The organism is Nocardia sp. NPDC051750, from assembly GCF_044453135.1.
In the GTDB taxonomy this organism is placed as follows: domain Bacteria; phylum Actinomycetota; class Actinomycetes; order Mycobacteriales; family Mycobacteriaceae; genus Nocardia.
This window is the reverse complement of record NZ_JBITCK010000006.1, coordinates 365,208-388,069: the sequence shown is the minus strand read 5'-3', so window position 1 is coordinate 388,069 and position 22,862 is coordinate 365,208. Positions and strand designations below refer to the sequence as shown.

Sequence of the window (22,862 nt, the reverse complement as noted above, 5' to 3'; positions counted from 1 at the left end):
GGGGTTGTCGGCCCTATTCGTCGACATCTGCGACAGCTTGACGTCCTCCCGGCCGCGAACGACCGGGATTTTCTCCTGAACCTTGCGGTTCTCCGGTGGGTTCCTGTTTCACCGGGATGTGCCCCCGCTACGCGGCAGGACTTACCTTCCCTCCGCAGGCGTTTAGCCTCTCCGCCCGTCCGGCGGCGAGGATGTTGCGGGCAGCGTTCAGGTCCCGGTCGTGAGTGACGCGGCAGACGCAGGTCCACGACCGCACCGACAACGGTTTCGGCCCGTCGAGCACCCCGCAGGCTGAACACAGCTGTGAGGAAGGGAAGAACCGATCGACCTTCCCGAAATACCGGCCGTACCGCTGTGCCTTCTCTTCCAGCATCCGGGTGAACATGCCCCACCCGGCGTCGTGCACCGACTTCGCTAACCTCGTGCGCGCGAGCCCCTTGATGTGCAGATCCTCGACGAACACCGCTTGGTTTTCGCGGATAATCTTCGTGGAATGCTTGTGTGCCCAGTCCCGGCGCGTATCGCTCACGCCAGCATGGGCCTTGGCGACCCTGACCCGCGCCTTCGCTCGGTTCTTGCTGCCTTTGTCCGTACGAGACAAGGCTTTCTGCGCCTTCCGCAGCCGTCGTTCAGCTTGCCGCAGGAAACGCGGGGACGCGATCGTTTTCCCGTCCGACAGGACCGCAAATGTCGACAGCCCCAGGTCGATACCCACCTCGGTGTCAGCCTCGGTCAGCGGTTGACTATCGACCTGCACGACAAACGACGCGAAATACCGTCCAGAAGAGTCCTTGATCACCGTGACCGACGAGGGAGCCGACGGGAGCTGGCGTGACCAGGCGACTTTCAGTTCCCCGACCTTCGCCACATACAACCGGCCGTTGCCGCGCAGCGTGAACCCGTTGCGGGTGAGCCGGATCGCCTGCCGATGGTATTTGCGAGATCGGAAACGCGGCTTGCCCAGCCGGGAACCCTTGCGTTTCCCTGACAGCGAATCGAACCAATTCCGGTACGCGGCCCGCGCGTCTTGGCATGCTTGCACCAACACCACCGATGACACCTCAGCCAGCCACGCACGCTCCGGGCTATTTTTAGCTTCGGTGATCACCCGTCGCTGAATCTCGGTATCGGACAGTCTCACCCCGGCGGTATGTGCTTCTTCGCGGGCTCGTAGGTTGTCGTTGTACACCACCCGCGCGCACCCGAACGCTCGCGCCAACGCGATCCGTTGGCCGGGCGTCGGATAGACGCGGAAGTTGTACCGAACCTGCACGCGCGCACTGTAACAGCGATGACCGACAAGAAACCCACGTAATCCGCGAATCTGAGCTTTATACGCTAACCCAGCCATAAAGGACTGGGCTTGCGGGCTCCGTATCTTGAACGCCGACTCGGTAGCACCATCGCGGTGCGCCCTCGGGCGGCCGGATGTGCGATCGAGGTAACGAGTCGGACTGGGCTCGCAATCGCCGATCAGGGGATGGTCTGCTCTGTATGACGGCCGTGCGGATCGGATGGTCGCGTGTGCGGAGCGGGTTCGCCACGTTCGGCACGGGTGTGGGCGGTAGCGCTTGCTCGTGGTTCCCGTGTCACTTCCCTCACGTATTCAGTCTCCGGTCCGGCCGTCGATCTGCTCGCGGAGCAGGTCGGCATGCCCGTTGTGCCGGGCGTATTCCTCGATGAGATGCAGGTATACCCAGCGGAGACTGAACTCGGTACCGGCCGGGTTCCGGCAGCGGTGGTCGAGTGGCAGCCCGGCCACCGCTGCGTCGGCCGGCTGCATCTCGCGGTGGTACACCGCGAATTCGGCTGCGGGTTCGGCCGCATCGACATGATCGAAGTCGCCGTTCGTGTCATACCGGCAGGCCATCGCAGACGGCTGACCGACAGCGAGCGACCACGTATGCCGATACGACGGCGACAGCACTGTTCGAAGATCACCTAGCACGCCGCTGCTGCGGCACCTCATCGCGATGGCCGACGTTTACCAAGTCGACAGTGAAGTTCGGTTCTGTCTTCGCGCGTACCTCATCGATCCCGACCCCGGGGAATAGTTCGGCCAGCACGAGACCGGTCGCCGTCACGTCGAATACGCAGAGTTCGGTGATGATCCGGCGGACCACGCCGAGTCCTGTTATCGGCAGCGAACAACGATCGACAATCTTGAACGCGCCGTCTCGTGCCGTGTGTTCCATCAGAACCACAACCCGCCGTGCCCCGTGCACGAGGTCCATCGCGCCGCCCGGCCCTTTGACCATCTTCCCGGGAATCATCCAGTTGGCGATATCCCCCGAAGCAGACACTTGCATCGCACCCAGGAGCGCTATGTCGATTTTGCCGCCGCGGATCATGTCGAAGCTGGTCGAAGAATCGAAGATCGAGGAGCCTCGACGAAGTGTCACAGTCGCCTTCCCGGCGTTGACGAGGTCGGCGTCCTCCTCTCCGGCGAGCGGATAGGCCCCGGTGCCGAGCACACCGTTCTCGGACTGCAACACCAATTCGACACCGTCCGCTACATAATTGGGCACGAGTGTCGGTAACCCGATTCCCAGGTTCACGTAGTCGCCGTCCCGCAGTTCTTGCGCTGCGCGGGCCGCGATGCGCTCGCGGATGTCGGCCGGGTCCGCCGGCAGTGATGCGGGGTCGCCGGCGGATCGTGTGGTGAGTTTCTCGATTCTCTTGTCTGCGGCCTGCTCGGGTGTCAGTTCGAGGACCCGGTGTACATAGATCCCGGGGAGGTGGATCTCGTCAGGGTCCAGTTCGCCGGGTTCGACGAGCTGCTCGACTTCCGCGATGGCGATCTTGCCGGCCATCGCGGCAATGGGATTGAAGTTTCTCGCGGAGCGGTGAAAGACAAGGTTGCCGTGCCGGTCCCCTTTCCACGCCCGCACCAGCGCGAAGTCGCAGACGATCGCTTCCTCCAGTACGAAGGTGCGCTTCGCTCCGGCAAGACTCAGCTCACGAACTTCCTTCGCCGGTGATGCCCGCACCACCGCACCTTCTGCATCGTGCAGCCATGGCAGGCCACCGTCGGCGACCTGGGTGCCGACACCGGTCGCCGTGAAGAACGCGGGGATGCCGGCGCCTCCCGCCCGGAGCTTTTCGGCAAGGGTGCCCTGCGGAACCAGTTCGACTTCGAGCTCGCCGGTCAGATACTGCCGTTCGAATTCCTTGTTCTCGCCGACGTATGAACTGGTCATACGTCTGATTCGCCGATCCCGCAGGAGTAGACCGAGCCCCCAATCGTCGACGCCGCAGTTATTCGAGACCACTTCGAGGTTGCCGGTCCCCTTGGCGAGGAGCGCGTCGATCAGAACGCTGGGAATACCGCACAGACCGAATCCGCCCACGGCGAGTGATGCCCCCGATTCGATTCCGGCGATTGCGTCCGCTGAGGTTGCGACAGTTTTGTCCATCTGGGTTCTCGGCCTCCGGAATCAATGACGAGCCAGGTATTCGACGCGGGTGATGGCGTCGACCAGCGTTTCTTCGGTGACGTGTGCGGGTGTGTTGAGTACGTGCGGTGCTGTCATGGCCGCGGCAGCAAGCTCACGAATTTCGGTCGCAGACGCGTCGGTCATTCCCATGTCCGCCAACATGGTCGGCAGACCGATTGCCCGGAGCAGGCCGGCCACCTCGTCGAATACATCGTCGCGATGACGTTCGAGGACAAGTTGCACGAGTAATCCGTAGGCCACATGGTATCCGTGCAGCACGGATCGGGTGCCACGGCCGGACATGAGGCCTCTGGTCATGCAATGCGCGATCGAAAGCCCTCCGTTCTCGTACCCGATTCCGGACATCAGCACCACGGCTTCGATCACGGACTCCACCGCTGGTGTCAATGTCGACTTTTGGACCGATTCGACGGCCTCGGTGGCGTGACGGGCCAGGACCTCATAACAGCCCGCAGCGACGATCCCGCCTATTTCGAGCGGGCGTGTCCCTTGCATCGTGGCACCGGTTCCGAGCCGGCAACCTTCGGCCTCGAACTTTTTGGCGATCGCGTCTCCGATACCCGAGATCAGGAACTGCACCGGTGCTCGGGAGATCAGCTCGGAATCGACGACGACGCAGCTGGGATTGAATTCGAGTTTTCCGAGCTCACACAGCACATGGTCGTCGTTGTATATCGCTGCGACCCGTGCCGTCGGCCCATCATTGGAAGCAATGGTGGGGCATGTGATCATTGCGGCATCGAACTCGATGGCGATACCTTTCGCCAAATCGAGCGTTTTCCCGCCACCGATACCTACGACGACGTCATATGCGCGATCAGCGACGCGGGTGACGTGTGCCGCGATGTTCGTCCTGGTGACTTCTCCTGCACAGGGTAGAACCCCATAATCGGTGCCGCGCTCGTCGAACGATGCAGTGAGGCGGGCACCCAGTTCGGTGAGAACGAATTCGTCGACGACGAGGAGCGGATAGTTCCCGTGTCCAGCTGTGAGTTCTGCGAGCCGATCGACCAACCCTGGCCCTTGTATGTATTGCCTGGGAGCACCGAATAGCCGGTAGCCGGTCATGCGTAATTCCAGACGCCGGTCAGCACTGCGTTGGTGACGGCTTCCTGGTCCAGCCCGAATCGATGCTCGTTGTACCCTTGGGACCCGCACGGGTGGAAGCGGTCGTGCAGCCCGATCCTGGTGACGGGAACCGCGATTCCGCTGTCGTGAACAGTTTCGGTCACTGCCGTCCCGAGGCCGCCGGAGCGGAGGCCGTTCTCGACGACGATGACTCGTTCGACCGACGCTGCGATACCGGCGATGGCCTCGACATCGAGTGGTTTGATCGTCGGGACGTGCAGCACTGCGGCGGAGACACCCTGCGCCCGGGCCGCATCGGCAGCTTTCATGGCACGCTCGGTCATGAACCCGGTGCTGATGACCGCGACGTCGGTTCCTTCTCGTACCAATCGCGCTTTGCCGACGGCGAATTCGAAGCCGTCCTCCTCGAAGACAACCGGGACCTTCCCGCGAAGATTGCGAATGTAGAACGTCCCTGGTGTCGCCGCGGCGGCGCGTACAGCGTGCCGTAGTTCGACGGCGTCGCACGGATCGATCACGGTCAGGTCGGGTACGGACCGCATGACCACGAGATCTTCGAGGGATTGGTGGGTGGCTCCATAAGGATTGACCAGGCCGGGTGAACCGGCCATGATCTTCACGTTTGCTTTGCTGTGGGCGCAGGCGATGGCAATGAAGTCGAGCGCTCGGCGTGACAGGAATGCCGCATAGGTTGCGCAGAACGCGGTTTTGCCGACTTTCGCCAGGCCTGCCGCCATCATCACGGCACTCTGTTCGGCCACGCCGGCATTGAAATAACGCTCAGGGTACGCCTTCATAAAGGGCACGATGTCCGAATACTTCGACATGTCCGCGCTCAGGCCGACAATCGAGTCGTCCGTTTTCGCCAGTTCGACGAGCTCGTTACCGAACGGCGCACTCTCGTATGGTCCCTGGACGTCGGCGATTTCACCCATTCCGCCCGCACGACCGAGTAGATCAGCCACGATTGTTCTCCAGTTCTTCGATGAGTAGATCCCATTCGCCTTCGCCGACTCGCACGAAGTGCGCGCGTTCCCGAGCTACCAGGGTCGGAACGCCATGGCCGGGGGTGGTTCGGGCGATGATGACCTTCGGCCGGTCGGTGACGAGATCGAGTTCGTCGAACGCGGCGCAGAGTTGACCGATGTCATTGCCGTTCACCTCGACGACTGCCCATCCGAATGACGCCCACTTGTCCGCGACGGGCTCCATGTCGAGGACCAACGGTCCGTCGGCCTGGATTCCGTTGCAGTCCACTACTGCGGTGAGGTTCGAACATCGGAAGCTTGCCGCCGACATCGCAGATTCCCAGGTGGAGCCCTCTTGGAGCTCGCCGTCGGACAGCTCGACGATCACCGCGGCATCCCGGCCGTCCAGCCTGAGGCCCAACGCCATGCCGACGCCCTGACCGAGACCGTGCCCGAGTGATCCACCGGTGATTTCTACGCCGGGTGTCTCGTCGAAGGTGCTCATCGGCAGGTCGCTGCCGTTGAGTCCGTAGGAGGCGATGTCCTCTTCCCTCAGTATTCCCATTTCGGCGAGTACGGCGTACAGGGCGACAGAGTAGTGACCTGTCGACATCAGGAAACGATCCCGATCCATCCAATTCGGGTTCTGCGGGTCGAACCTCATTTGCCGGAAGTAGATCACGGCGAGCACGTCTGCGATTCCGAGGCCCTGAGCAATATAGCCTTCGCCCTTATCCGCGGCCATATTCATCATCCGCTGCCGGAGCGCGAAGCTCTTGTCGCGCAGATCGGGAAGGGATATGCCGCGGTCAGCAGCAATATTGACGACCGTCATCTAGTTGACCTCACTCCGGTCTCGTGACTTGTAGGTGTTGTCGGCGTGAAATGTTCCGTCGATCGTTATGCCGCCGTCGACCTTCAGCAGGACACCGGTGACGAACGATGCGTCCGCCGACGCCAGGAACGAGATCACCGACGCCACTTCTTCGGGATGGCCGAATCGCATCAGCGGTGTGCGCATCAGCAGTCGATCGCGGTCGAGTGTTCCTCCGGTGATGCCCGATTGCATCATTCCGGTGTCCATATATCCGGGTGCGACGGCGTTGACGCGTATCCCCTGTTTTCCCCATTCGGCGGCCAGGGTTCGCGTCATGCCCACGATGCCGGCCTTGGCGGTGGTGTAGGCCAGCCGATGCGGCAGTCCGAACGTCGAGCCCACCGAGGCCAGATTGACGATGCACGGGGTCGCCGAGTTCAGCAGGCGTGGGTACGCCGCACGACTGCAGCGCATCGTGCCACCGAGGTGAACCGACAGCTCACGTTCCCATTGGGCGGAGTCGATGTCTTCGGCATTGGACCGTGAGATGATGCCGGCATTGTTGACGAGAACGTCGAGGCCACCTGTCTTTTTGTCGATCAGTTCGAAGCAGGCATTCACGGAGGTGTCGTCGGTGACATCGATGCGGGCTGCCGTGGCGGTGAAGCCACGTGCGGCCAGTTGGTCTACGGCCGCATGCGCCCGGTCTTCGCCGATATCGGCGACGACTACATGGAACCCGTCCTCGCCGAATCTGTACGCGGTGGCGAGTCCGAGACCTTGCGCACCGCCGGTGATCAGGGCTACCCGCGTCATTTCGGCATCTCGCTTTCCTGGCTCTCGATCAGCAGAGACCGATCGTGTGCCTGGCGCACACCGATCTCGTGCAGTTCCTGATCGGATTCGGCGCTGAGCGGTTCCCATTTGATGATCAGGCAGGCCAGCAGCCCGGCCAGCGGCGCCGCCATCAGGATGAGCAATGTCGCGGGCGTCCCGAACGCCTCCCGCAGCACCGGGAAACAGAACAGTCCGACCACACCCGCGGCACTGCGCGAGATGGTGACAAGCTGCGATCCACGGGCGCGTAGTTCGCTGCGATAGGCGAGCGGCCCCATCGTCAGACCTGCCGTTCCCGGGGCAGCCGCATGGCAGAAGATGAAGAACGACGGGACCAGGAATCCGGCGAGGAGCGGCATGTCCGACCATGTCGCCAGAATGAGTATCGCGGTCGCGACGCCGGCGAATCCCCAGGCGGAACTGATACGGACGCCGAAGCGACGCGCGAAGTAGACCGCGAGTACGCCGCCTACGATGCCGAACAGGTTGAAGACGATCGAGCCCGTGATGGCCATCGCGAAGCCGGAACCGAACAGGTCCATCGAGATGACCGGTAGGTAGAAGCCGATCGCGAAATATTGAAGTGCCTCGGTAAAGCCCACGATGTTCGCCAGAATGGTGCGCTGCCGGTATTCTTTCGCCCACAGCGCCGCCCACTTCACTTTGATTGCGGGGGCCGGGACAGCGGCTGCCACGCGCGCCGTGTCGACGCGCACTTCGCGGCCGAGTATCCGGGTGAGGGAGCGAGCGGCTCCGTCCAGATCGCCACGTGCCGCCAGCCATTTCGGGCTTTCCGGCATGTACCAGATTCGGGCGAGCAGCAGTACGAACGCGATGGCGCCGGCGACACCGAGACTCCATCGCCAGACATCCAGGCCGGCGCCGAGCTCGTAAGCGCCGAGTGTCACCAGGAGTGCGAGGCTTGTGGAGGTGTACCACTGCGCCTGTGAGAAACTCAGCCAGTTCCGCTTGTTCTTGGGCAGCAGCTCGGCCAGGTAGGCGAGCGCGATACCGAGATCGATCCCGTAGGCGATTCCGCCGATCAACCGGCCGCTCAGCAACATTCCGTAGGACTGTGCGGACATCATCACCAGTGCACCGATGACCGCCAGCGCTTTCGCGATGACCAGGAAACGCACCCGGCCGATGCGGTCACCGAGCTTGGCGCATGTCAATGCCGCGAGAACGCTGGCGCTGTAGCCGATAGCGCTGAGTGTTCCGACATTATTTCCACTCAGCCCCAACTGCTCGGTGAGCGCACTCATTCCGCCGCTGAGGGCGCCGGTGTAGAAGGCTTCGAAGCCCAAGCCGGCGAGCGCCAGTCCGAGGATGATCCAGTGCGACTTTCCTTTGACACCACCTTCGTCGATGATGCGTTCCACATCGTCGGGTGAGCTGATGGTGACCAATGGGTCGCGGACCGCAGCAGCTTGCGCACTCATGCGGACACTCCCTCGAGGGGCTTGCAGCAACGTGCCTCGAATTCGAGCGCCGCGCTCTCCTCGATGGGGTCCCACGTGGATGTCGTGCCGGTGTACTCGGCCGGTGCAAGAACCGAATCGAGCTCGGCGAGCCCGGAGTTCACGTTCGACCGAACGATTGCGCCATCGATCATGTAGTCGAATACGGCAAATCCGGAAAGCGACCGATGCCTTTCAGCTATCAAAGTCGAGGTCTGCCGGGGCTCCGGATCCAGTACCTCGATGTCGGCGTAGCGACCAGTTGGGGCCGTCATGGGGCTCCTCGTTGAGCAGTGACCGGCCAATAGGCGGTCGGACCGAATAGATCTTGCGTAGTGTCCGGATTCCGGATAGTCTGTCCGGAATCCGTAAGGAGATTCCCATACCGCCGATCACGTGTCAACAGTCACAGCGAGGAAGCTGCATGCCCGAAAGAGCAGAACTCGAGTTCGATCCCAAGAACCACATTGCCTCCGTGGTCAAGGCAATCCGGATACTGGAATCGTTCGATCGGGAAACGCCCGAAGTGTCGTTGCCGGAACTGGTCAAACGTTGCGGATACACACGCACGACGACCTATCGAATACTGGACACCCTCGAACTTGCCGGATGGATCGAAAGAACGACCTCGGGCGACTACAAAATGACCCTTCGCGTGTTCGAACTCGCGTCGAGTGTCCTGGGGAGCTTCGATCTACGCACCGAGGCCAGCCATGTCATGTCGGACCTCGCCGCGCGCTACGACGAGAACGTCTACCTCGTAGTACCCGACGGCGCGCGCGCAGTCTGCCTCGACCTGATCGAAAGCAGCCGTCCGGTACGTGTCATGTCGTTGTCGGTCGGTCGGTCTCTCCCCCTGTACATCGGAGGCGCACCATTGGCGCTTTTGGCGGAACTGGAGGAGGCACTGCTACCTCGGGTGCTCGCCGCAGGACACCTGCGGACCCCGGTGGGCAACGAAATGACCGAGGGGGAGCTCCGGGAGGTGCTCGCGGAAACACGCCGCCGGGGCTATGCAGTCAGCCTCGAAGACGTCACCCCCGGTGTCGCGGCACTGGGTGCGTGCGTCTTCGACCGGTCAGGACGCGCAGTCGCGGGCCTCAGTTTCGGCGGCTTCCTCGCGAACTTCGCGGAACCGCGCCGGGGTGAGATGGCATCCGCACTGGTCGAAGGCGCCCTCGCTATTTCACGCAGGCTCGGCTACCAGGGCCGCCCGCTGTAGCCAGCCAATCTCCGCTCCTGCACCGTCTCGGTCGGGATTCAGTCTCCGGTCCGGCCGTCGATCTGTTCGCGGAGCAGGTCGGCATGACCGTTGTGCCGGGCGTATTCCTCGATGAGATGCAGGTACACCCAGCGGAGACTGAACTCGGCATCGGCCGGGGTCCGGCAGCGATGGTCGAGCGGGAGCTCGGCCACCCCTGCGTCGGCCAGCTGTATCTCACGGTGGTAGACGCCGAAATCGGCGGCGGGATCGGCCGCATCGATATCATCGAAATCGCCGCTCGGGTTGGCCTCCGAACAGTAGAGATACTCGAGCCGCTGCCCGGCCGCCGTGATCCGCAACCAGCCACGCTCCACCTCCGCCATATGCCGCACCAATCCGTGCAACGAGAGCGTCGAGGGTGCCACCGCACGCCGTTTGAGCTGCGCGGAATCGAGACCGGAACATTTGGCGAGCAGCGTCTGCCGGTGGAAGTCCAGCCAGGACTGCAACATCGGTCGCTCCGGGCCGCTGGGCACGGTGTCGATCCGGTCGATATCGGGCACGATCCAAGTCACCTCGCCGAATCTAGCGCGTGCATGGGCCAAGTTGTCGACTGCTGATCGACACGTCCGGTGCTCGGCGTCGCCCATTCTCGCAGCGGGTCCCGATCACCCGCGGGGGCGGGCCGCGCTCGACCTCATCGACGCGGCTGGTCGCTGCCGAATTCCTGACCTCCCGGTTCGCACCCGGTTCCACTACCGTCGTCGGTGTGAGCGAAACCCAATGGACGGTACTCGGTGAGCGCCTGGTGGACCAGAACCGGCACATCCGTTTGTCGACGGCCGACATTCGTCTTCCCGACGGGGTTGAATTCACGCAGTATGTCGCTCGGATGCCACGGTGCGCGATGACGCTGGTACTCAGCGACGACCGCGAGGTACTGCTGATGTACCGGCACCGATGGATCATCGATCAGTGGGTGTGGGAGCTGCCCGGCGGATACGTCGACCACGCCGAAGATGTCGCCGCCGCGGCAGCCCGTGAGGTCGAGGAGGAGACCGGCTGGCGCCCGCGCACGATGCGGCACCTCGTCACCTATCAGCCCGCAATCGGTACCCTCGACCACCCGCAGGACATCTACCTTGCCCGCGGCGCCGACCTCACAGACACGCGACCCGATATCAACGAGGCAGAGACGATCCGATGGGTTCCGCTCGACGAAGCAGTCCAGATGATCGACCAGGGCGAGATCGTCGGCGCAGCGACCATCGTCGGTGTGTACCGGGCTCTCACACTGTCCTAGCCGCCGCGACCCGCTCACGGAACTCCGCTACGGTCGGGATCGCGCTGTACGGGGCCAGCCGGGCTCGCACATCGCGCAGATATGCATTCGTTCGGCGGGACTCCACGGCGCTCGACAATTCGAGCGCGTGCATACCGACCCGGACGGCTTCGTGTGGATCCTCGGGGGCGAGGCTCGACGCGAGCAGGCACAGGTTGAACACCTTCCCACGCTGATACCCATCGCTCATATCGAGCGATTGCCGCGCCAGCGTTGCGGCACGCTCGTTGTCTCCGAGATCGCGGAAGCATTGACCGGTTTTTGCCGCCATGTACGCCGAGTCGAGGTACGTCAGCCACGTGGGACGGTTCGAACCCCCTCGGTCGAATGCGCCCTCAGCCGCGTTCAGCGAACTCGCGCAGGAACGAGCATCGGCACGAGCGGCGTGCCCGTGGGCTTCTACCATGTGGCATCCGGCTTCGAGCGCGGGCAACCCCGCCGAGCGGGCCGCGATCTGTGCCGCCCGCGCGAGATCTACAGCATCACCGGGCCGACCGACGTAGGTTGCCTGATGACTCATCGCTGCAAGGATCTCGGAGCCCAGCGCCGAATCCCCAGCGGCACGCGCCATTCGGAGCGACTGGATCAAGTACCGCTGTGCGAGTCCGTGTTCCTCGAGATCGTAAGCGGCCCAGCCGGCCAGTTTCGTCAGTTCGGCGGTCACCGCGAAGAGGCGACGGCCGACTTCCTCGGTGTAGCTGCTCCGTAGCAGCGGGGCGACCGACGTGTGTAGGTAATGCACGACCGTGGAGCGGACCTTGCCTCCTCCAACCTGATTGTCCAGGTCACGGAAAGCAGCGTTCATGGTCCGCAGAGCGTCGATATCAGCCATTCCGACACGGCGGAGTCCAGTCGAGGAGATCGGGTGCTCGCGTCCCGGCAAGGTCAGCCAGCGCATGCTCGCAACCGGGTAGACCGCGACGGCGTATGCCGCGCCCTCCAGGAACCGGCGACGCTCCACATCGCCCCTCCACAACGCAGTAACCGAGGCTGTTGCCTCCGCGAGGCTCACGAGAACTCCAATCCGAGGTCCGTTGATTCACCGACGGGCATACCGCAATCGGACGGCGTGATGCGGCGGCCACATAGCTCGGTGAGTACATCTGCGATCAAGTTCGGCCCGGGCGGTGTCGGCCGCTCGCCGGCCAGCCATCGGCCAACTGATGTGTGGTCGTAGCGTAGGTGGACGCCGATCGACCGGCCTCGCTCGACAACTCGGCGCGCCAACCCTTTTCGGCTCGCATGAGTCTCGTCGAGCAGTTCCGCCAACTGATGGTTCGGCTGCTTTGGGTGACGTCCCATATGCGGAGTGTGGCACGGCAATTGCTCCGATGACGACGATCAGGTCTTTCTGCACACCCCGGCTGCACACACCAGTCCGCGGTGCAGGCCTTATGCGCGGAAGCGGTACGCGGTGAGCTGGAACAGACCACCGACCTCAACCCGAGGTGACCATCATGTCCAGATCTGAGCTCGCCCAGTCTCTCACCGTCCGCGAGACGCACGTACTACGTGCGCTTCTCCCTGGCTCACAGCTCACCGTCGAGCAGATCGCCCGTGCAACTTGTCTGAGTAAACACACCGTGCGCCGCGCGGTCCGCATCCTCCACAGTGCCGGCCTACTGATCGACGGTGTCGGCCTTCGTCGCGCCGCGTGGCAGGTGTCGCCGCTTTCCCTCGGCTTGGTGGCGACGCCACGAGGCCGCACGGCACTCGATGTCCGCACCGACAGGCCGACATCATGACCGACTCGATTGCGTTCTGCTGGATCGACTATGAGGTGAGTACTGCGCCGGAATGGGATCAGGCGCAGGTGCGGCGGCTGGCCGATCGGCTCGGTTACAGCGTGGTGTGGCGGACGAGCGTTCGGTGCTGCCGGTAGCCGATCAGGCGCGCAACGCCGGGGCGGACGTGGTGATTCTGCCTGCTCCTGACCATCTCGGCCCGCTGGAGCTGAATCGGGTGATGGATGTCGCCGACGTGGAAACGGTGCTGCCCCGGTTGTCTTTTGCTCGGTGGCATGCGGCCGGGGCCGCGCGATGATCGCGCTCGGTCTGGCGGTGGCGGTCGGTTTGCCGCTGGGAGTGCTGATCTGGGCAGTGCTCTGGCCGCAGAGCATCCGGTCCGAGACCATAAAAGAAGACGGTTCCGGCAGTGAAGACGTTCGTCGCGCGGTATCGGCGGATCATGACGACGCCGTGCTCGACCAGAACCAGTTGTCGGCTATGTCCGTGGAGCGCGATGTATCCGGCCGTCAGAGGGCCGAATCACCGGCTGCTGACCCACCGAGCCCGAGAACGCGGGGCCGGAGGACGGCGGTCGAACGAGGCTGATGGTGGTGCCGGACCGCCCCATCGGGGGATCGCGCTAGCTGGCGGGTCAGAACCAGTCCTCGGACATATCCAGGGTGGTGGTGTCCAGGTCGGCCAGGAGGTCCAATTGTGGTCCGGTGCGGGGGAGTTCGTGGCGGAAGAAGTAGCGGGCCGTGTGGCGTTTGCCGTCGTAGAAATCTCCGGTGCGGCCGTGGGCGGCGATCGCTTGGTCCAGCCAGATCCATGCCACGACGTGGTGGCCGAAAGCTTCCAGGTAGACCGAGCTGTTGGTCAGAGCGACCTCGATATCACCGGCCGCGAACAGACTACCGGTGACCGCGACCAGGCGGGTCCAGGATTTCTCGAGCCGGTCGGCCAGATCGGCGGGTTCGCCGCCGAGTTCCTGGGCCGTGGCCAGGGTGGCGCGGACGCGGCTGTCGAGTTCGCGCAGGCTCGCGCCGGACTGCTGGGTGACCTTGCGGCCCAGCAGGTCCAGGCCCTGGATGCCGTGGGTGCCCTCGTGGATCGGGTTGAGGCGGTTGTCGCGGTAGTGCTGTTCGACGTTGTATTCGCGGGTGTAGCCGTAGCCGCCGAGGACCTGGATGGCGAGATCGTTGGCGGTCAGGCACCACTGCGAGGGCCAGCTCTTCGCGATCGGGGTGAGGATGTCCAGGAGCAGGGTGCGGGCGCGGCGTTCCTCGTCCGACTCGGCCGTGTGCTGTTCGTCGATCAGGCGGGCGCAGTACAGCACCAGGGCCAGTCCGCCCTCGGCGTAACTCTTCTGCGCCAGCAGCATCCGTTTGATGTCGGCGTGTTCGATGATCGGGCGCTGCGGGGAGGCCGGGTCGGCGGCGCCCTTGGTGCGGCCCTGTGGGCGGCTGCGGGCGTATTCGAGGGATTCGAGGTAGCCGGTGTAGCCGAGCGCGGCGGCGACCAGTCCCACCCCGCTGCGGGCCTCGTTCATCATGTGGAACATGTATTTCAGGCCCTGGTGCGGTTCGCCGACCAGATAGCCGATCGCGCCCGCGGACCCCTGCGGTGTCCAGCGGCCCTCCCCGAAATTGAGCACCGTGTTGACCGTGCCACGGAAGCCCATCTTGTGGTTGATCCCGGCCAGCGCCACATCGTTGCGTTCGCCGCGCGTACCGTCGTCGCCGACCAGGTAGCGGGGGACCACGAACAGGGAGATCCCCTTGGTGCCCGCCGGGCCGCCGGGAATCTTGGCGAGGACCAGGTGCACGATGTTCTCGCCGAGTTCGTGATCGCCGCCCGAGATCCACATCTTGGTGCCGGTCACCCGGTAGGTGCCGTCCTCTCGAGGTTCGGCGCGGGTGACGATATCGGCGAGTGAGGAACCGGCCTGCGGCTCGGACAGGCACATGGTGCCGAAGTACCGGCCCTCCAGCATCGGCGGTACGAAACGTCGCACCAGATCCTCGCCACCGTGCGCGATGAGCAGGTTCGCGTTGCCGATGGTGAGCAGGGGATAGGCGCTGGTGCCGGGGTTGGCGGCGTGGAACCAGGCGAAGGCGGCCTGCGCCACCGCGGCCGGCAGCTGCGCGCCGCCCAGGTCCGCGTCCATGGTGGCCCCGACCATGCCCGCGTCGGCGAAGGCGGTCAGCGCTGCCCGGACTTCAGGGATGATGGTGACTGTGTCACCGTCGAAGGTGGGTTCCCGGGCGTCGTTGAGTTTGTTGTGGGTGGCGAAGTATTTGGTGGCCAGCTGTTCGCTCAGTTCGAGGACGGCGTCGAACGTCTGTCGCGAATGGTCGGAGAAGCGCGGTCGCCGGGTCAGGTCTTCGACGTCGAGCCATTCGTAGAGCAGGAACTCGAGGTCGCGCCGGGACAGCAGAGTAGACCGCATAACCACCCTTTCGGTACAAGTTGCCGTCAGAGTATCAAATAACGGCATCCGGGCCACCACTGCGGCCGCGCCTGCCCGAGCGTACTGTTCGCGGCCGCCGGCGGAGTGGGTATGGGCATCCCGGCCGATCACTCCGGCAGCGCCGCCGGAGTGATCGGGCCGCGGGGCCGGTCAGGACGTGTGCAGTGCCGCGCGCAGCACCGAAACAGCCTGGGCGACCGCAGCTTTCGCGGCCTGGGTGTCGTGCATCGAATTGACCATGACGAAATCGTGGATGATGCCGCCGTAGCGTGTCTGCACCACCGGGACGCCCGCATCCCGGAGCTTGCCCGCGAAGGCCTCGCCCTCGGCGCGCAGGACATCGGCTTCGGCGGTGATGACCAGCGCCGGGGGGAGCCCGGTGAGCTGCTCACGGGTGGCGCGCAGCGGGGACACGGTGATCCGGGCCCGGTCGGCCTCGTCGGTGGTGTACTGATCCCAGAACCACTGCATTCCCTCGCGGGTCAGGAAGTAGCCTTCGGCGAACTGCCGGTAGGAATCGGTATCGAAGGCCGCGTCGGTGACGGGATAGAACAGGACCTGCTGAGCGAAGGTGATATCGCCGCGTTCCTTGGCCATCAGAGTCAGCGCGATGGCCATATTGCCGCCGACCGAATCACCGGCGACCGCGATCCGTGCCGGATCGAGCCCTTTCTCCGCGCCGTGTGTGGTCACCCACTGCGCGACCCGGTAGGACTGCTCGTTGGCGACGGGGTAGCGCACATCGGGCGACCGATCGTATTCCGGGAAGACCACCGCGGCCTCGGTCCCGACAGCGAGGTCGCGGACCAGGCGATCGTGGGTGTGCGCGTCGCCGAAGACCCAGCCGGCGCCGTGGGTGTAGACGATCACCGGAAGCGGTCCGGTGGTGCCGAGCGGTTTGACGATCCGCGCCCGCACCGAGCCGGTCGGCCCGCCCTCGACGGTGATCCACTCCTCGTCGATCTCGGGCTTGTCGATCGGCGAGTCCTGGACGGAATCCACCGCCTTTCGGCCCTCCTCCGGCGGCAGCTGGTAGAGGAACGGCGGCTCGGAGGTCGCGTCGACGAAGTCCTGCGCGGCCTGCTCGAGGGAGATGTTCAGCGGGTTTCCGGCCATTGTCGGATTCCTTTCGTGTGGGTTGTGTGAGGTTTCGGGTGTTCAGGCCAGCTCGTCGAGAGCGCCGGTGAGGACGCCGACGACCTCGTCGGGATGGGTGTGCATGACCAGATGGGGCGCGTCGACCTCCACGATCCGGCGCAGCCCGGCCCGGCGGTAGCCGAACCGCTCGACCTCGGGATTGATGGTGTGGTCGGCGGTGGAGACGATTCCCCAGCCCGGCGTGGTCTTCCAGGCCGCGACGGTGGCGGGCTCACCGAAGGCAGCCGCCGAGAGCGGTCGCTGCGATACCGCCAGCACCCGGGCGGTCCGGGGATCCAGACCGGCCGCGAAGATCCCGGGAAAGGCGGCAGGGTCGACGGTGACATCGGTGCCCGGCTCGCCGGTATCGGTGGGGTAGGGGGTGTAGACGAGGTGTGCGGCCAGGTCGGAATCCGGGAAACCGCCCTGCAGTTGTCCGAGGCTCTCACCTTCTTCCAGGGCATAACCGGAGACGTAGACCAGTCCGGCGACATTGTCGGCCGCCCCGGCCACCGTGATGACCGCGCCGCCGTAGGAATGCCCGGCCAGCAGTACCGGCCCGTCGATCCGTTCGACGAAGGATCGGATGTAGGCGGCGTCGGCGGACAGGCTGCGTCCGGCGACCGGGGGCGCGACCACCGGGTATCCGCGGGCGAGCAGACGCTCGATGACCGGGTGCCAGCTCGAGGCGTCGGCGAAGGCGCCGTGGACGAGAACGATCGTGGTCGCGGAGGTCATGGAGGCTCTTCTCTGTGGTGGGGGCGGCGCTATCCGTGCGCCTGCTCCAGCTTCGTCCCGGAGACCTCCCGCGCGCCCCTCGCTACCGGCCGTGAATCCCCCTGATCAGGACGCCGCGGCGGTGAGCTCGGCGTCCGGGGTCGTTATCGAGTGGGTGGAACGGAACCGCTGCTGGTACTTGCGCGGCGAGACACCGATCCGGGCGACGAACGCCCGCCGCAGGGCCTCGCTGCTGCCGTACCCCGCGGCCGCGGCAGCCTCGGTGACGCTGTGGCCGGCGTGCAACATATCGCGGGCGACCCCGAATCGGATGAAGGCGACGTATTCGGCGGGAGAGTGTTCGAGTTCGGAGCGGAAGAGCCGGGTGAGGTGCCGGACGCTGACCCGGGCGTGGTCGGCCAGGGTCTGGACCGTATGGGGAAACGCGGGATCCGCGCAGATCAGGTCCACGGCCTTACGGACGAGTGGGCTGCGCGGCGCCGGTCCGCTCAGCGAGGCCGAGAACTGGGATTGGCCGCCCGCGCGTTGCATATAGACCACCAGTAACTGGGCGACCCGCCGGGCGATATCGGCGCCGTGGTCCTCCTCGACGAGCGCCAAGGCGAGATCGATCCCCGCCGCGACTCCGGCCGAGCTGTACAGATTGCCGTCCCGGACGAAGATCGCGTCCGGTTCCACCACGACCGCGGGGTACCGGCGGGCGAGGTCGGCGGCGAACTTCCAATGGGTGGTTGCGCGCCGGCCGTCCAGGAAACCGAGTTCGGCGGGAACGAAGGCTCCGCTGCAGATCGAGGCGAGCCGCCGGGTGTTCCAGGACAGGTGCCGGGCGGCCGCGAGTAATTCGGGGGTGACGAATGTCGACGGCGGTAGTTCGCTGCCGGGAATGATGACGGTATCGAATCGGCCCGCGTCGGTGGCCGCGGCGCTCACCTCGATCCGGGCGCCGATCGAGGTCTGCACACTGGTGCCGTCCGGCGAGATCAGGACCACGTCGTATCCGGGCGCGGCCTGGTTGGCCTCGATGAACACCTCGGCCGGGCCGACGAAATCGAGCGTTTTCACACCGTCGAAGAGGAGGATGCCGATACGTCGGCGGGGCGATTCGGCACCATCGGAGACCATGCGGAAAGTATTCTGGAGCCTCGACTCCAGAACAAGCGGTGTGGGCGATATCGCAGGATGATTGGTACGATGAACGAATGGCGCGGCCCCGGCAGTTCGACGAGGCACGCCTTCTCGACGCCGCCACGGACCTGTTCTGGTCACACGGTTTCGACGACACCTCGGTCGGGGATGTCTCGGCGGCGACCGGCGTCGGCAACGGCAGTATCTACGCCGCCTACGGCAGTAAGCGAGGTCTGTTCCTCGCGGCCTTGGAGCGGTATTGCGATCAGCGCGCCCGTTTCGTCCGCGATACCGTGGTCGCTGCTCCCGGATCCGCCCGTGACGCGGTCCGCGCCCTGCTGCGCGCGATCATCGACGACTGTGCCGCACAGCCGAATCGTCGCGGCTGTCTGATGCTCAACAGCGTCGCCCAGCTGGCCTTGCGGATACCGGAGGTCGTCACCATCGGTAGCCGCACCACCGCGGCGATGGAGCAAGGAGTCGCCGACGGGCTCGCGCCTCGCGGCGATATCGATCCGGCTGCCCTCTCGGCGCAGAGTGCCGGCGTCGTGGTGATGGCCCAGGGTCTCATCCAGTTGAGCCGCCTCGGCACCTCCACTCAGCGACTACGCGAAATCGCTGAGGTTTCGGGCGCGACAATGCCGATGGTCGCACCGGCCGAGTAACCCGGCGGGGCCGTCGCTTCCCTGTCCACCACGCACGACCGCGCGGTGGTCGAGTTCGTCGACGTACCGCGCGGTGCCGGCAGGGGGTGCCGAAATCAGGCGCTGTCGTCCCGCGCCAGCAGTGCCAGGATCGCGGCGGCCATCGTGGCCGGATCACCGTCTTCCGGACGCAGTACCAGCGCCGGTGCGGTCGGGGCCTCGTACGGATCGTCGATACCGGTGAAGCCGCGGACCTCGCCCGCCCGGGCCTTGGCGTACAGGCCCTTGGGATCGCGGGCTTCGCACACCTCCAGCGGGGTGTCCACGAAGACCTCCAGGAAAGGGATCCCGGCCGTGTCGTGGACGGCGCGCGCGCGTTCGCGATCGGCCCGGTAGGGGCTGATGAGCGAGACGATGGCGATGGTGCCGGATTCGGCGAAGAGCCGGGCCACCTCACCCACCCGCCGGATGTTCTCCGTCCGGTCCGCCGCGCTGAATCCCAGGTCGGCGTTGAGGCCGTGCCGCAGGTTGTCACCGTCGAGCAGGAAGGCCGGCCGGCCCGCGGCCACCAAGCGCCGCTCGAGTTCTACCGCCACCGACGATTTCCCGGAACCGGACAGTCCGGTGAGCCACACGGTGCGGCCACGGGTGGCGCGCTCCGAACGACCCACGGCGCTGGAATGCCAGACCACCCGGGACGAGGGGAGACTGGGGCCGGTGATCATCCCGGCGCCCACCGTATCGCCGGTGGTGTCGTCGACCAGGAGGAAGCTGCCGGTGGTGCGGTTGCGGCGGTAGGGGTCGAACTGCAGTGCCTGCCGGGTGCGGAGCTGTACCCGGCCGATCTCGTTGAGCGACAGCGAAGTTGCGGTCTCGTCGCGGTGCAGGGTATTGACATCGAGGCGATAGTCCAGCGTGCGGATCTGCGCCGCGACACTGCGGGTGGTGTGGCGGACGGTGTAGGAGGCGCCGGGTCGCATCCGCGCCTCGTCGCTGAACCAGCAGACCATGGTGTCCAGATCGCGGCTGTTCTGCGGGCGGTTCGCCGGCCGGCAGAGCATATCGCCGCGGCCGATATCGAGCTGATCGGCCAGCGCCACGGTGACCGCCTGCGGCGGGAAGGCCTGCTCGAGCGGGACACCGCCCGGCCCCCAGATCCCGGTGACCGTGGTGGTGAGACCCGAGGGCAGCACCGTGATCTCGTCGCCCGGGGACCAGACACCGCTGGCGACGGATCCGGCATAACCGCGGAAATCCGGCGTGTGGCTGCGGATTACGTACTGCACCGGCAGCCGGGCATCGATGAGGTTGCGGTCGGAGGCGATATGCACCTCCTCGAGGTGGTGCAGCAGCGGTGTGCCCTCGTACCAGTCCATGGTGGCGCTGCGGTGCACGATATTGTCGCCGTGCAGCGCCGACATCGGGATGAAGGTCAGGTCCGCGATCTGCAGCCGCGAGGCGAAACCCGCGAATTCGTCGCGGATCTCGGCGAACCGTTGCGCCGAATAGCCCACCAGATCCATCTTGTTCACGCACAGCACCAGGTGCGGGACCCCCAGCAGCGAGGCCAGAAACGCGTGCCGCCGGGTCTGCTCGACCACGCCGTGCCGGGCGTCGACCAGGATCAGCGCCAGATCGGCGGTGGACGCGCCGGTGACCATATTGCGGGTGTACTGCACGTGCCCGGGGGTGTCGGCGATGATGAATTTGCGCCGGGGCGTGGCGAAATAGCGATGCGCGACATCGATGGTGATGCCCTGTTCGCGTTCCGCGCGCAGCCCGTCGGTGAGCAGCGCGAGGTTCGGGTAGTCCTCGCCGCGGTCGCGGCTGGTGCGTTCCACCGCGTCGAGTTGATCGGTGAACAGGGTTTTGGAATCGAAGAGCAGGCGTCCGATCAGCGTGGATTTACCGTCGTCGACGCTGCCCGCGGTGGCCAGGCGCAGCAGGCTGCTCATCAGAAGTAACCCTCTCGTTTGCGGTCTTCCATCCCGGCCTCGGAGATCCGGTCGTCGGCGCGGGTCGCGCCGCGCTCGGTGACCCGCGCGGCCGCCACCTCGGTGACGACATCGGCGGGTGTGGCGGCGGTGGATTCCACACAGCCGGTGCAGGTGGCATCGCCCACGGTGCGGAAGCGGACCAGCGCGTCGTGGGGTTCCTCACCGTCGAGCAGAGTCAGAAACCTGGTGTGCGCCAGCAGCATTCCGTCGCGCTGGACCACCGGGCGCCGGTGCGCGTAGTACAGCGACGGCAGTTCGATGCCCTCGCTCGCGATATAGGTCCAGATATCGAGTTCGGTCCAGTTGGACAGCGGGAAGACCCGGATATGTTCCCCCGGCCGGTGTTTGCCGTTGTAGAGGTTCCACAGTTCGGGGCGCTGCCGGCGCGGATCCCATTGCCCGTGCTCGTCGCGGAAGCTGAAGACGCGTTCCTTGGCGCGGGCCTTCTCCTCGTCGCGGCGCGCGCCGCCGAAGACCGCGTCGAAACGGCCTTCGCGCAGGGTGCGCAGCAGGGTCGCGGTCTGCAGCCGGTTGCGGCTCGCGCGGGGCCCGGTGTCCTCGGTGACCCGCCCGGCATCGATATCGTCCTGCACCCGGCCGACCAGCAGGCGCACCCCGTGCCGGGCCACCGTCTCGTCGCGGTAGGCGATGACTTCGTCGAAGTTGTGGCCGGTATCGATGTGCAGGACCGGGAACGGGGGCGGGGCCGGCCAGAACGCCTTGACGGCGAGATGCAGCATCACCACCGAGTCCTTGCCCCCGGAGAAGAGCAGAACGGGACGTTCGAAGGTGGCGGCCACCTCCCGGAGGATATGGACGGATTCGGCCTCGAGTGCGGCCTGATGCGAGAGCTCGTAGGTGCTCGCGGCCGACTTCGTATGCTGGCTCACGCTTAAAAACTAGAACACGTTTCTATGAAAGGTCAACGGTGCGGCGGCAGGAGTCCGCCGGCTGCCGCGGTGACCGCATCGGCCGCCGCGGCCAGTGCGGTGCCGCGCCGGGCGATCTCGGCGCCGGTGATCGGTTTGCCGACGTACATCGTGAGCACCAGTTGCTGACGGCCGTCCGGGTCGTAGGTGGGCGCCGCGAGCAGGCTCACCGGATGCTCCTTGCGGGGCCGCAGGTCCACACCCAGATACACCCGCTCACCCAGCGTGGTGACCAACTCCGCCACGGCGGTGCGCAGGTCATCGGGTAATTCGTGGCCGCCCACCCCCGCCAGCATCGAGTACAGCCGGCGGCCCGCCCCGGTCATGCTCTCCACCAGGTAGCCGCGCTCCCGGCATTCGGCCACGATCCGGCGCAGCCGGGTCTCGTCCTGCTGCAGTGGAACGGTCGGCGGGCTGGTCAGCCAGGCGTCGAAGGCGGCATCGGTATCCCAGAGGACGTACATCAGGCCGACCGGTGGCGCGAAACGATAGGTCGCCCCGACCCGCACAATGGCCGGTCCGGCACTGTCGAGGACGCTGATCCGTTCGCCTACCACCGCGGATGCGGTGCACGTGGTGGCGTATACCGAGCTGAGCCGTTCCAGTTCGGGGTGGGCCAGACCGGCGATCGCGAAACTGTCCTGGGCGGCCCGGCCGGCCGCGATGAGCGCCGGGCCGGGACCGTACTCGCGGGTGCGCGGATCGCGGATGAGGTAGCCGGCGGCGGTGAGTTCGGTGACGATGCCCAGGCAGGTGGGTTTGGCCAGGCCCAGGTCACGGGCTATTTCCGAGAGCCCGGCGCGACGTCCGCCGCGGGCGGTGAGGTAGTCGATCACCTGGATTACCCGCAGTGTGGGCGCCGAGCGCCGGGCCACGTCGCGCACCTCCGCCGGTCCTGCTGCCATTGACCACTCCTAGAA

At 65.5% G+C, this 22,862-nt stretch carries 24 protein-coding genes; 6 read left to right on the top strand and 18 right to left on the bottom strand.

Features of this window, described 5'->3' with window-relative positions; translation table 11 throughout:
• Window positions 1-127: 127 nt before the first annotated feature.
• The 9 genes from ACIA75_RS26585 to ACIA75_RS26545 all read right to left on the bottom strand — a co-directional run bounded on the left by ACIA75_RS26585 (window position 128) and on the right by ACIA75_RS26545 (window position 8,904).
• A complete protein-coding gene (locus tag ACIA75_RS26585) occupies window positions 128-1,273 on the bottom strand; it encodes an RNA-guided endonuclease InsQ/TnpB family protein (protein WP_397108584.1) in 1,146 nt (381 codons plus the stop codon).
• A 333-nt stretch (window positions 1,274-1,606) separates the two neighbouring features.
• Window positions 1,607-1,927 (bottom strand): DUF664 domain-containing protein, encoded by a 321-nt coding sequence (locus ACIA75_RS26580; RefSeq protein ID WP_397108582.1) that lies wholly within the window; start codon window positions 1,925-1,927, stop codon window positions 1,607-1,609.
• A gap of 10 nt (window positions 1,928-1,937) precedes the next feature.
• The gene (locus ACIA75_RS26575) at window positions 1,938-3,416 is read right to left on the bottom strand and encodes a 3-oxoacid CoA-transferase (RefSeq protein ID WP_397108580.1); all 1,479 of its coding nucleotides are present in this window, start codon (window positions 3,414-3,416) and stop codon (window positions 1,938-1,940) included.
• Window positions 3,417-3,437: 21 nt separating this feature from the next.
• Window positions 3,438-4,526 (bottom strand): glycerol dehydrogenase, encoded by a 1,089-nt coding sequence (locus ACIA75_RS26570; RefSeq protein ID WP_397108578.1) that lies wholly within the window; start codon window positions 4,524-4,526, stop codon window positions 3,438-3,440.
• On the bottom strand, window positions 4,523-5,512 hold the full coding sequence (locus ACIA75_RS26565; RefSeq protein WP_397108576.1) for a transketolase family protein: 990 nt from the start codon (window positions 5,510-5,512) through the stop codon (window positions 4,523-4,525). The genes ACIA75_RS26570 and ACIA75_RS26565 overlap by 4 nt, the downstream gene beginning before the upstream one ends.
• Window positions 5,505-6,350, bottom strand: a complete 846-nt coding sequence (locus ACIA75_RS26560) for a transketolase (RefSeq protein WP_397108574.1) — start codon at window positions 6,348-6,350, stop codon at window positions 5,505-5,507. Before ACIA75_RS26560 ends, ACIA75_RS26565 begins: the two co-directional genes overlap by 8 nt.
• Window positions 6,351-7,148: an SDR family NAD(P)-dependent oxidoreductase gene (locus ACIA75_RS26555; RefSeq protein ID WP_397108572.1), complete on the bottom strand. Its 798-nt coding sequence runs from the start codon at window positions 7,146-7,148 to the stop codon at window positions 6,351-6,353.
• On the bottom strand, window positions 7,145-8,611 hold the full coding sequence (locus ACIA75_RS26550) for an MFS transporter (protein ID WP_397108570.1): 1,467 nt from the start codon (window positions 8,609-8,611) through the stop codon (window positions 7,145-7,147). Before ACIA75_RS26550 ends, ACIA75_RS26555 begins: the two co-directional genes overlap by 4 nt.
• Window positions 8,608-8,904 carry a hypothetical protein gene (locus tag ACIA75_RS26545; RefSeq protein ID WP_397108569.1) on the bottom strand — a complete coding sequence of 99 codons (297 nt, stop codon included), beginning with the start codon at window positions 8,902-8,904 and terminating at the stop codon, window positions 8,608-8,610. The genes ACIA75_RS26550 and ACIA75_RS26545 overlap by 4 nt, the downstream gene beginning before the upstream one ends.
• Before the next feature lie 149 nt (window positions 8,905-9,053).
• Here ACIA75_RS26545 and ACIA75_RS26540 point away from each other — a divergent pair, with 149 nt between their 5' ends.
• Complete coding sequence (locus ACIA75_RS26540) at window positions 9,054-9,851, top strand: IclR family transcriptional regulator (protein WP_397108567.1); 798 nt, start codon at window positions 9,054-9,056, stop codon at window positions 9,849-9,851.
• A gap of 38 nt (window positions 9,852-9,889) precedes the next feature.
• On the opposite strand, the gene ACIA75_RS26535 is transcribed toward ACIA75_RS26540, so the two are convergent.
• Window positions 9,890-10,408 carry a DinB family protein gene (locus ACIA75_RS26535; protein ID WP_397108565.1) on the bottom strand — a complete coding sequence of 173 codons (519 nt, stop codon included), beginning with the start codon at window positions 10,406-10,408 and terminating at the stop codon, window positions 9,890-9,892.
• 194 nt (window positions 10,409-10,602) lie between these two features.
• Here ACIA75_RS26535 and ACIA75_RS26530 point away from each other — a divergent pair, with 194 nt between their 5' ends.
• Complete coding sequence (locus ACIA75_RS26530; RefSeq protein ID WP_397108563.1) at window positions 10,603-11,136, top strand: NUDIX domain-containing protein; 534 nt, start codon at window positions 10,603-10,605, stop codon at window positions 11,134-11,136.
• Here the strand turns inward: ACIA75_RS26530 and ACIA75_RS26525 are convergent.
• Window positions 11,123-12,136 (bottom strand): hypothetical protein, encoded by a 1,014-nt coding sequence (locus tag ACIA75_RS26525; protein ID WP_397108561.1) that lies wholly within the window; start codon window positions 12,134-12,136, stop codon window positions 11,123-11,125. The two genes, ACIA75_RS26530 and ACIA75_RS26525, sit on opposite strands and share 14 nt — an antisense overlap.
• 496 nt (window positions 12,137-12,632) lie before the next feature.
• On the opposite strand from ACIA75_RS26525, the gene ACIA75_RS26520 reads away from it, so the two are divergent.
• Genes ACIA75_RS26520 through ACIA75_RS26510 form a run of 3 tightly spaced genes read left to right on the top strand, consistent with a single transcriptional unit; the run spans window position 12,633 to window position 13,218 of the window.
• A complete protein-coding gene (locus tag ACIA75_RS26520) occupies window positions 12,633-12,920 on the top strand; it encodes a MarR family transcriptional regulator (RefSeq protein WP_397108559.1) in 288 nt (95 codons plus the stop codon).
• On the top strand, window positions 12,917-13,057 hold the full coding sequence (locus ACIA75_RS26515; RefSeq protein WP_397108557.1) for a hypothetical protein: 141 nt from the start codon (window positions 12,917-12,919) through the stop codon (window positions 13,055-13,057). Before ACIA75_RS26520 ends, ACIA75_RS26515 begins: the two co-directional genes overlap by 4 nt.
• Window positions 13,045-13,218 carry a hypothetical protein gene (locus tag ACIA75_RS26510; RefSeq protein ID WP_397108555.1) on the top strand — a complete coding sequence of 58 codons (174 nt, stop codon included), beginning with the start codon at window positions 13,045-13,047 and terminating at the stop codon, window positions 13,216-13,218. The genes ACIA75_RS26515 and ACIA75_RS26510 overlap by 13 nt, the downstream gene beginning before the upstream one ends.
• A 336-nt stretch (window positions 13,219-13,554) precedes the next feature.
• On the opposite strand, the gene ACIA75_RS26505 is transcribed toward ACIA75_RS26510, so the two are convergent.
• From ACIA75_RS26505 to ACIA75_RS26490, 4 genes are all read right to left on the bottom strand, one after another.
• A complete protein-coding gene (locus ACIA75_RS26505) occupies window positions 13,555-15,351 on the bottom strand; it encodes an acyl-CoA dehydrogenase (RefSeq protein WP_397108553.1) in 1,797 nt (598 codons plus the stop codon).
• Between the two features lie 171 nt (window positions 15,352-15,522).
• On the bottom strand, window positions 15,523-16,488 hold the full coding sequence (locus tag ACIA75_RS26500) for an alpha/beta hydrolase (RefSeq protein ID WP_397108551.1): 966 nt from the start codon (window positions 16,486-16,488) through the stop codon (window positions 15,523-15,525).
• A gap of 42 nt (window positions 16,489-16,530) precedes the next feature.
• On the bottom strand, window positions 16,531-17,247 hold the full coding sequence (locus tag ACIA75_RS26495) for an alpha/beta fold hydrolase (RefSeq protein ID WP_397108549.1): 717 nt from the start codon (window positions 17,245-17,247) through the stop codon (window positions 16,531-16,533).
• A 105-nt stretch (window positions 17,248-17,352) separates the two neighbouring features.
• Window positions 17,353-18,369 carry a GlxA family transcriptional regulator gene (locus tag ACIA75_RS26490; RefSeq protein ID WP_397108547.1) on the bottom strand — a complete coding sequence of 339 codons (1,017 nt, stop codon included), beginning with the start codon at window positions 18,367-18,369 and terminating at the stop codon, window positions 17,353-17,355.
• 77 nt (window positions 18,370-18,446) lie between these two features.
• Between ACIA75_RS26490 and ACIA75_RS26485 the strand changes: the two genes are divergently transcribed.
• Entirely contained in the window at window positions 18,447-19,037 is a 591-nt protein-coding gene (locus ACIA75_RS26485) for a TetR/AcrR family transcriptional regulator (RefSeq protein ID WP_397108545.1), read from the top strand.
• Window positions 19,038-19,132: 95 nt separating this feature from the next.
• On the opposite strand, the gene cysC is transcribed toward ACIA75_RS26485, so the two are convergent.
• The 3 genes from cysC to ACIA75_RS26470 are packed head-to-tail and all read right to left on the bottom strand — an operon-like array spanning window position 19,133 to window position 22,847.
• Entirely contained in the window at window positions 19,133-20,971 is a 1,839-nt protein-coding gene (gene cysC, locus ACIA75_RS26480) for an adenylyl-sulfate kinase (RefSeq protein WP_397108543.1), read from the bottom strand.
• A complete protein-coding gene (cysD, locus tag ACIA75_RS26475; protein WP_397108541.1) occupies window positions 20,971-21,903 on the bottom strand; it encodes a sulfate adenylyltransferase subunit CysD in 933 nt (310 codons plus the stop codon). Before cysD ends, cysC begins: the two co-directional genes overlap by 1 nt.
• Before the next feature lie 32 nt (window positions 21,904-21,935).
• A complete protein-coding gene (locus ACIA75_RS26470; protein ID WP_397108539.1) occupies window positions 21,936-22,847 on the bottom strand; it encodes a helix-turn-helix domain-containing protein in 912 nt (303 codons plus the stop codon).
• Between the last annotated feature and the right edge of the window lie 15 nt (window positions 22,848-22,862).

Bases quoted from the DNA above. Each gene is read 5' to 3' on its own strand.
- ACIA75_RS26575 (WP_397108580.1), bottom strand. From the start codon at position 3,416: ATGGACAAAACTGTCGCAACCTCAGCGGACGCAATCGCCGGAATCGAA.
- ACIA75_RS26570 (WP_397108578.1), bottom strand. From the start codon at position 4,526: ATGACCGGCTACCGGCTATTCGGTGCTCCCAGGCAATACATACAAGGG.
- ACIA75_RS26560 (WP_397108574.1), bottom strand. From the start codon at position 6,350: ATGACGGTCGTCAATATTGCTGCTGACCGCGGCATATCCCTTCCCGAT.
- ACIA75_RS26555 (WP_397108572.1), bottom strand. From the start codon at position 7,148: ATGACGCGGGTAGCCCTGATCACCGGCGGTGCGCAAGGTCTCGGACTC.
- ACIA75_RS26550 (WP_397108570.1), bottom strand. From the start codon at position 8,611: ATGAGTGCGCAAGCTGCTGCGGTCCGCGACCCATTGGTCACCATCAGC.
- ACIA75_RS26545 (WP_397108569.1), bottom strand. From the start codon at position 8,904: ATGACGGCCCCAACTGGTCGCTACGCCGACATCGAGGTACTGGATCCG.
- ACIA75_RS26540 (WP_397108567.1), top strand. From the start codon at position 9,054: ATGCCCGAAAGAGCAGAACTCGAGTTCGATCCCAAGAACCACATTGCC.
- ACIA75_RS26520 (WP_397108559.1), top strand. From the start codon at position 12,633: ATGTCCAGATCTGAGCTCGCCCAGTCTCTCACCGTCCGCGAGACGCAC.
- ACIA75_RS26515 (WP_397108557.1), top strand. From the start codon at position 12,917: ATGACCGACTCGATTGCGTTCTGCTGGATCGACTATGAGGTGAGTACT.
- ACIA75_RS26505 (WP_397108553.1), bottom strand. From the start codon at position 15,351: ATGCGGTCTACTCTGCTGTCCCGGCGCGACCTCGAGTTCCTGCTCTAC.
- ACIA75_RS26500 (WP_397108551.1), bottom strand. From the start codon at position 16,488: ATGGCCGGAAACCCGCTGAACATCTCCCTCGAGCAGGCCGCGCAGGAC.
- ACIA75_RS26495 (WP_397108549.1), bottom strand. From the start codon at position 17,247: ATGACCTCCGCGACCACGATCGTTCTCGTCCACGGCGCCTTCGCCGAC.
- ACIA75_RS26490 (WP_397108547.1), bottom strand. From the start codon at position 18,369: ATGGTCTCCGATGGTGCCGAATCGCCCCGCCGACGTATCGGCATCCTC.
- ACIA75_RS26485 (WP_397108545.1), top strand. From the start codon at position 18,447: ATGGCGCGGCCCCGGCAGTTCGACGAGGCACGCCTTCTCGACGCCGCC.
- cysC (WP_397108543.1), bottom strand. From the start codon at position 20,971: ATGAGCAGCCTGCTGCGCCTGGCCACCGCGGGCAGCGTCGACGACGGT.
- ACIA75_RS26470 (WP_397108539.1), bottom strand. From the start codon at position 22,847: ATGGCAGCAGGACCGGCGGAGGTGCGCGACGTGGCCCGGCGCTCGGCG.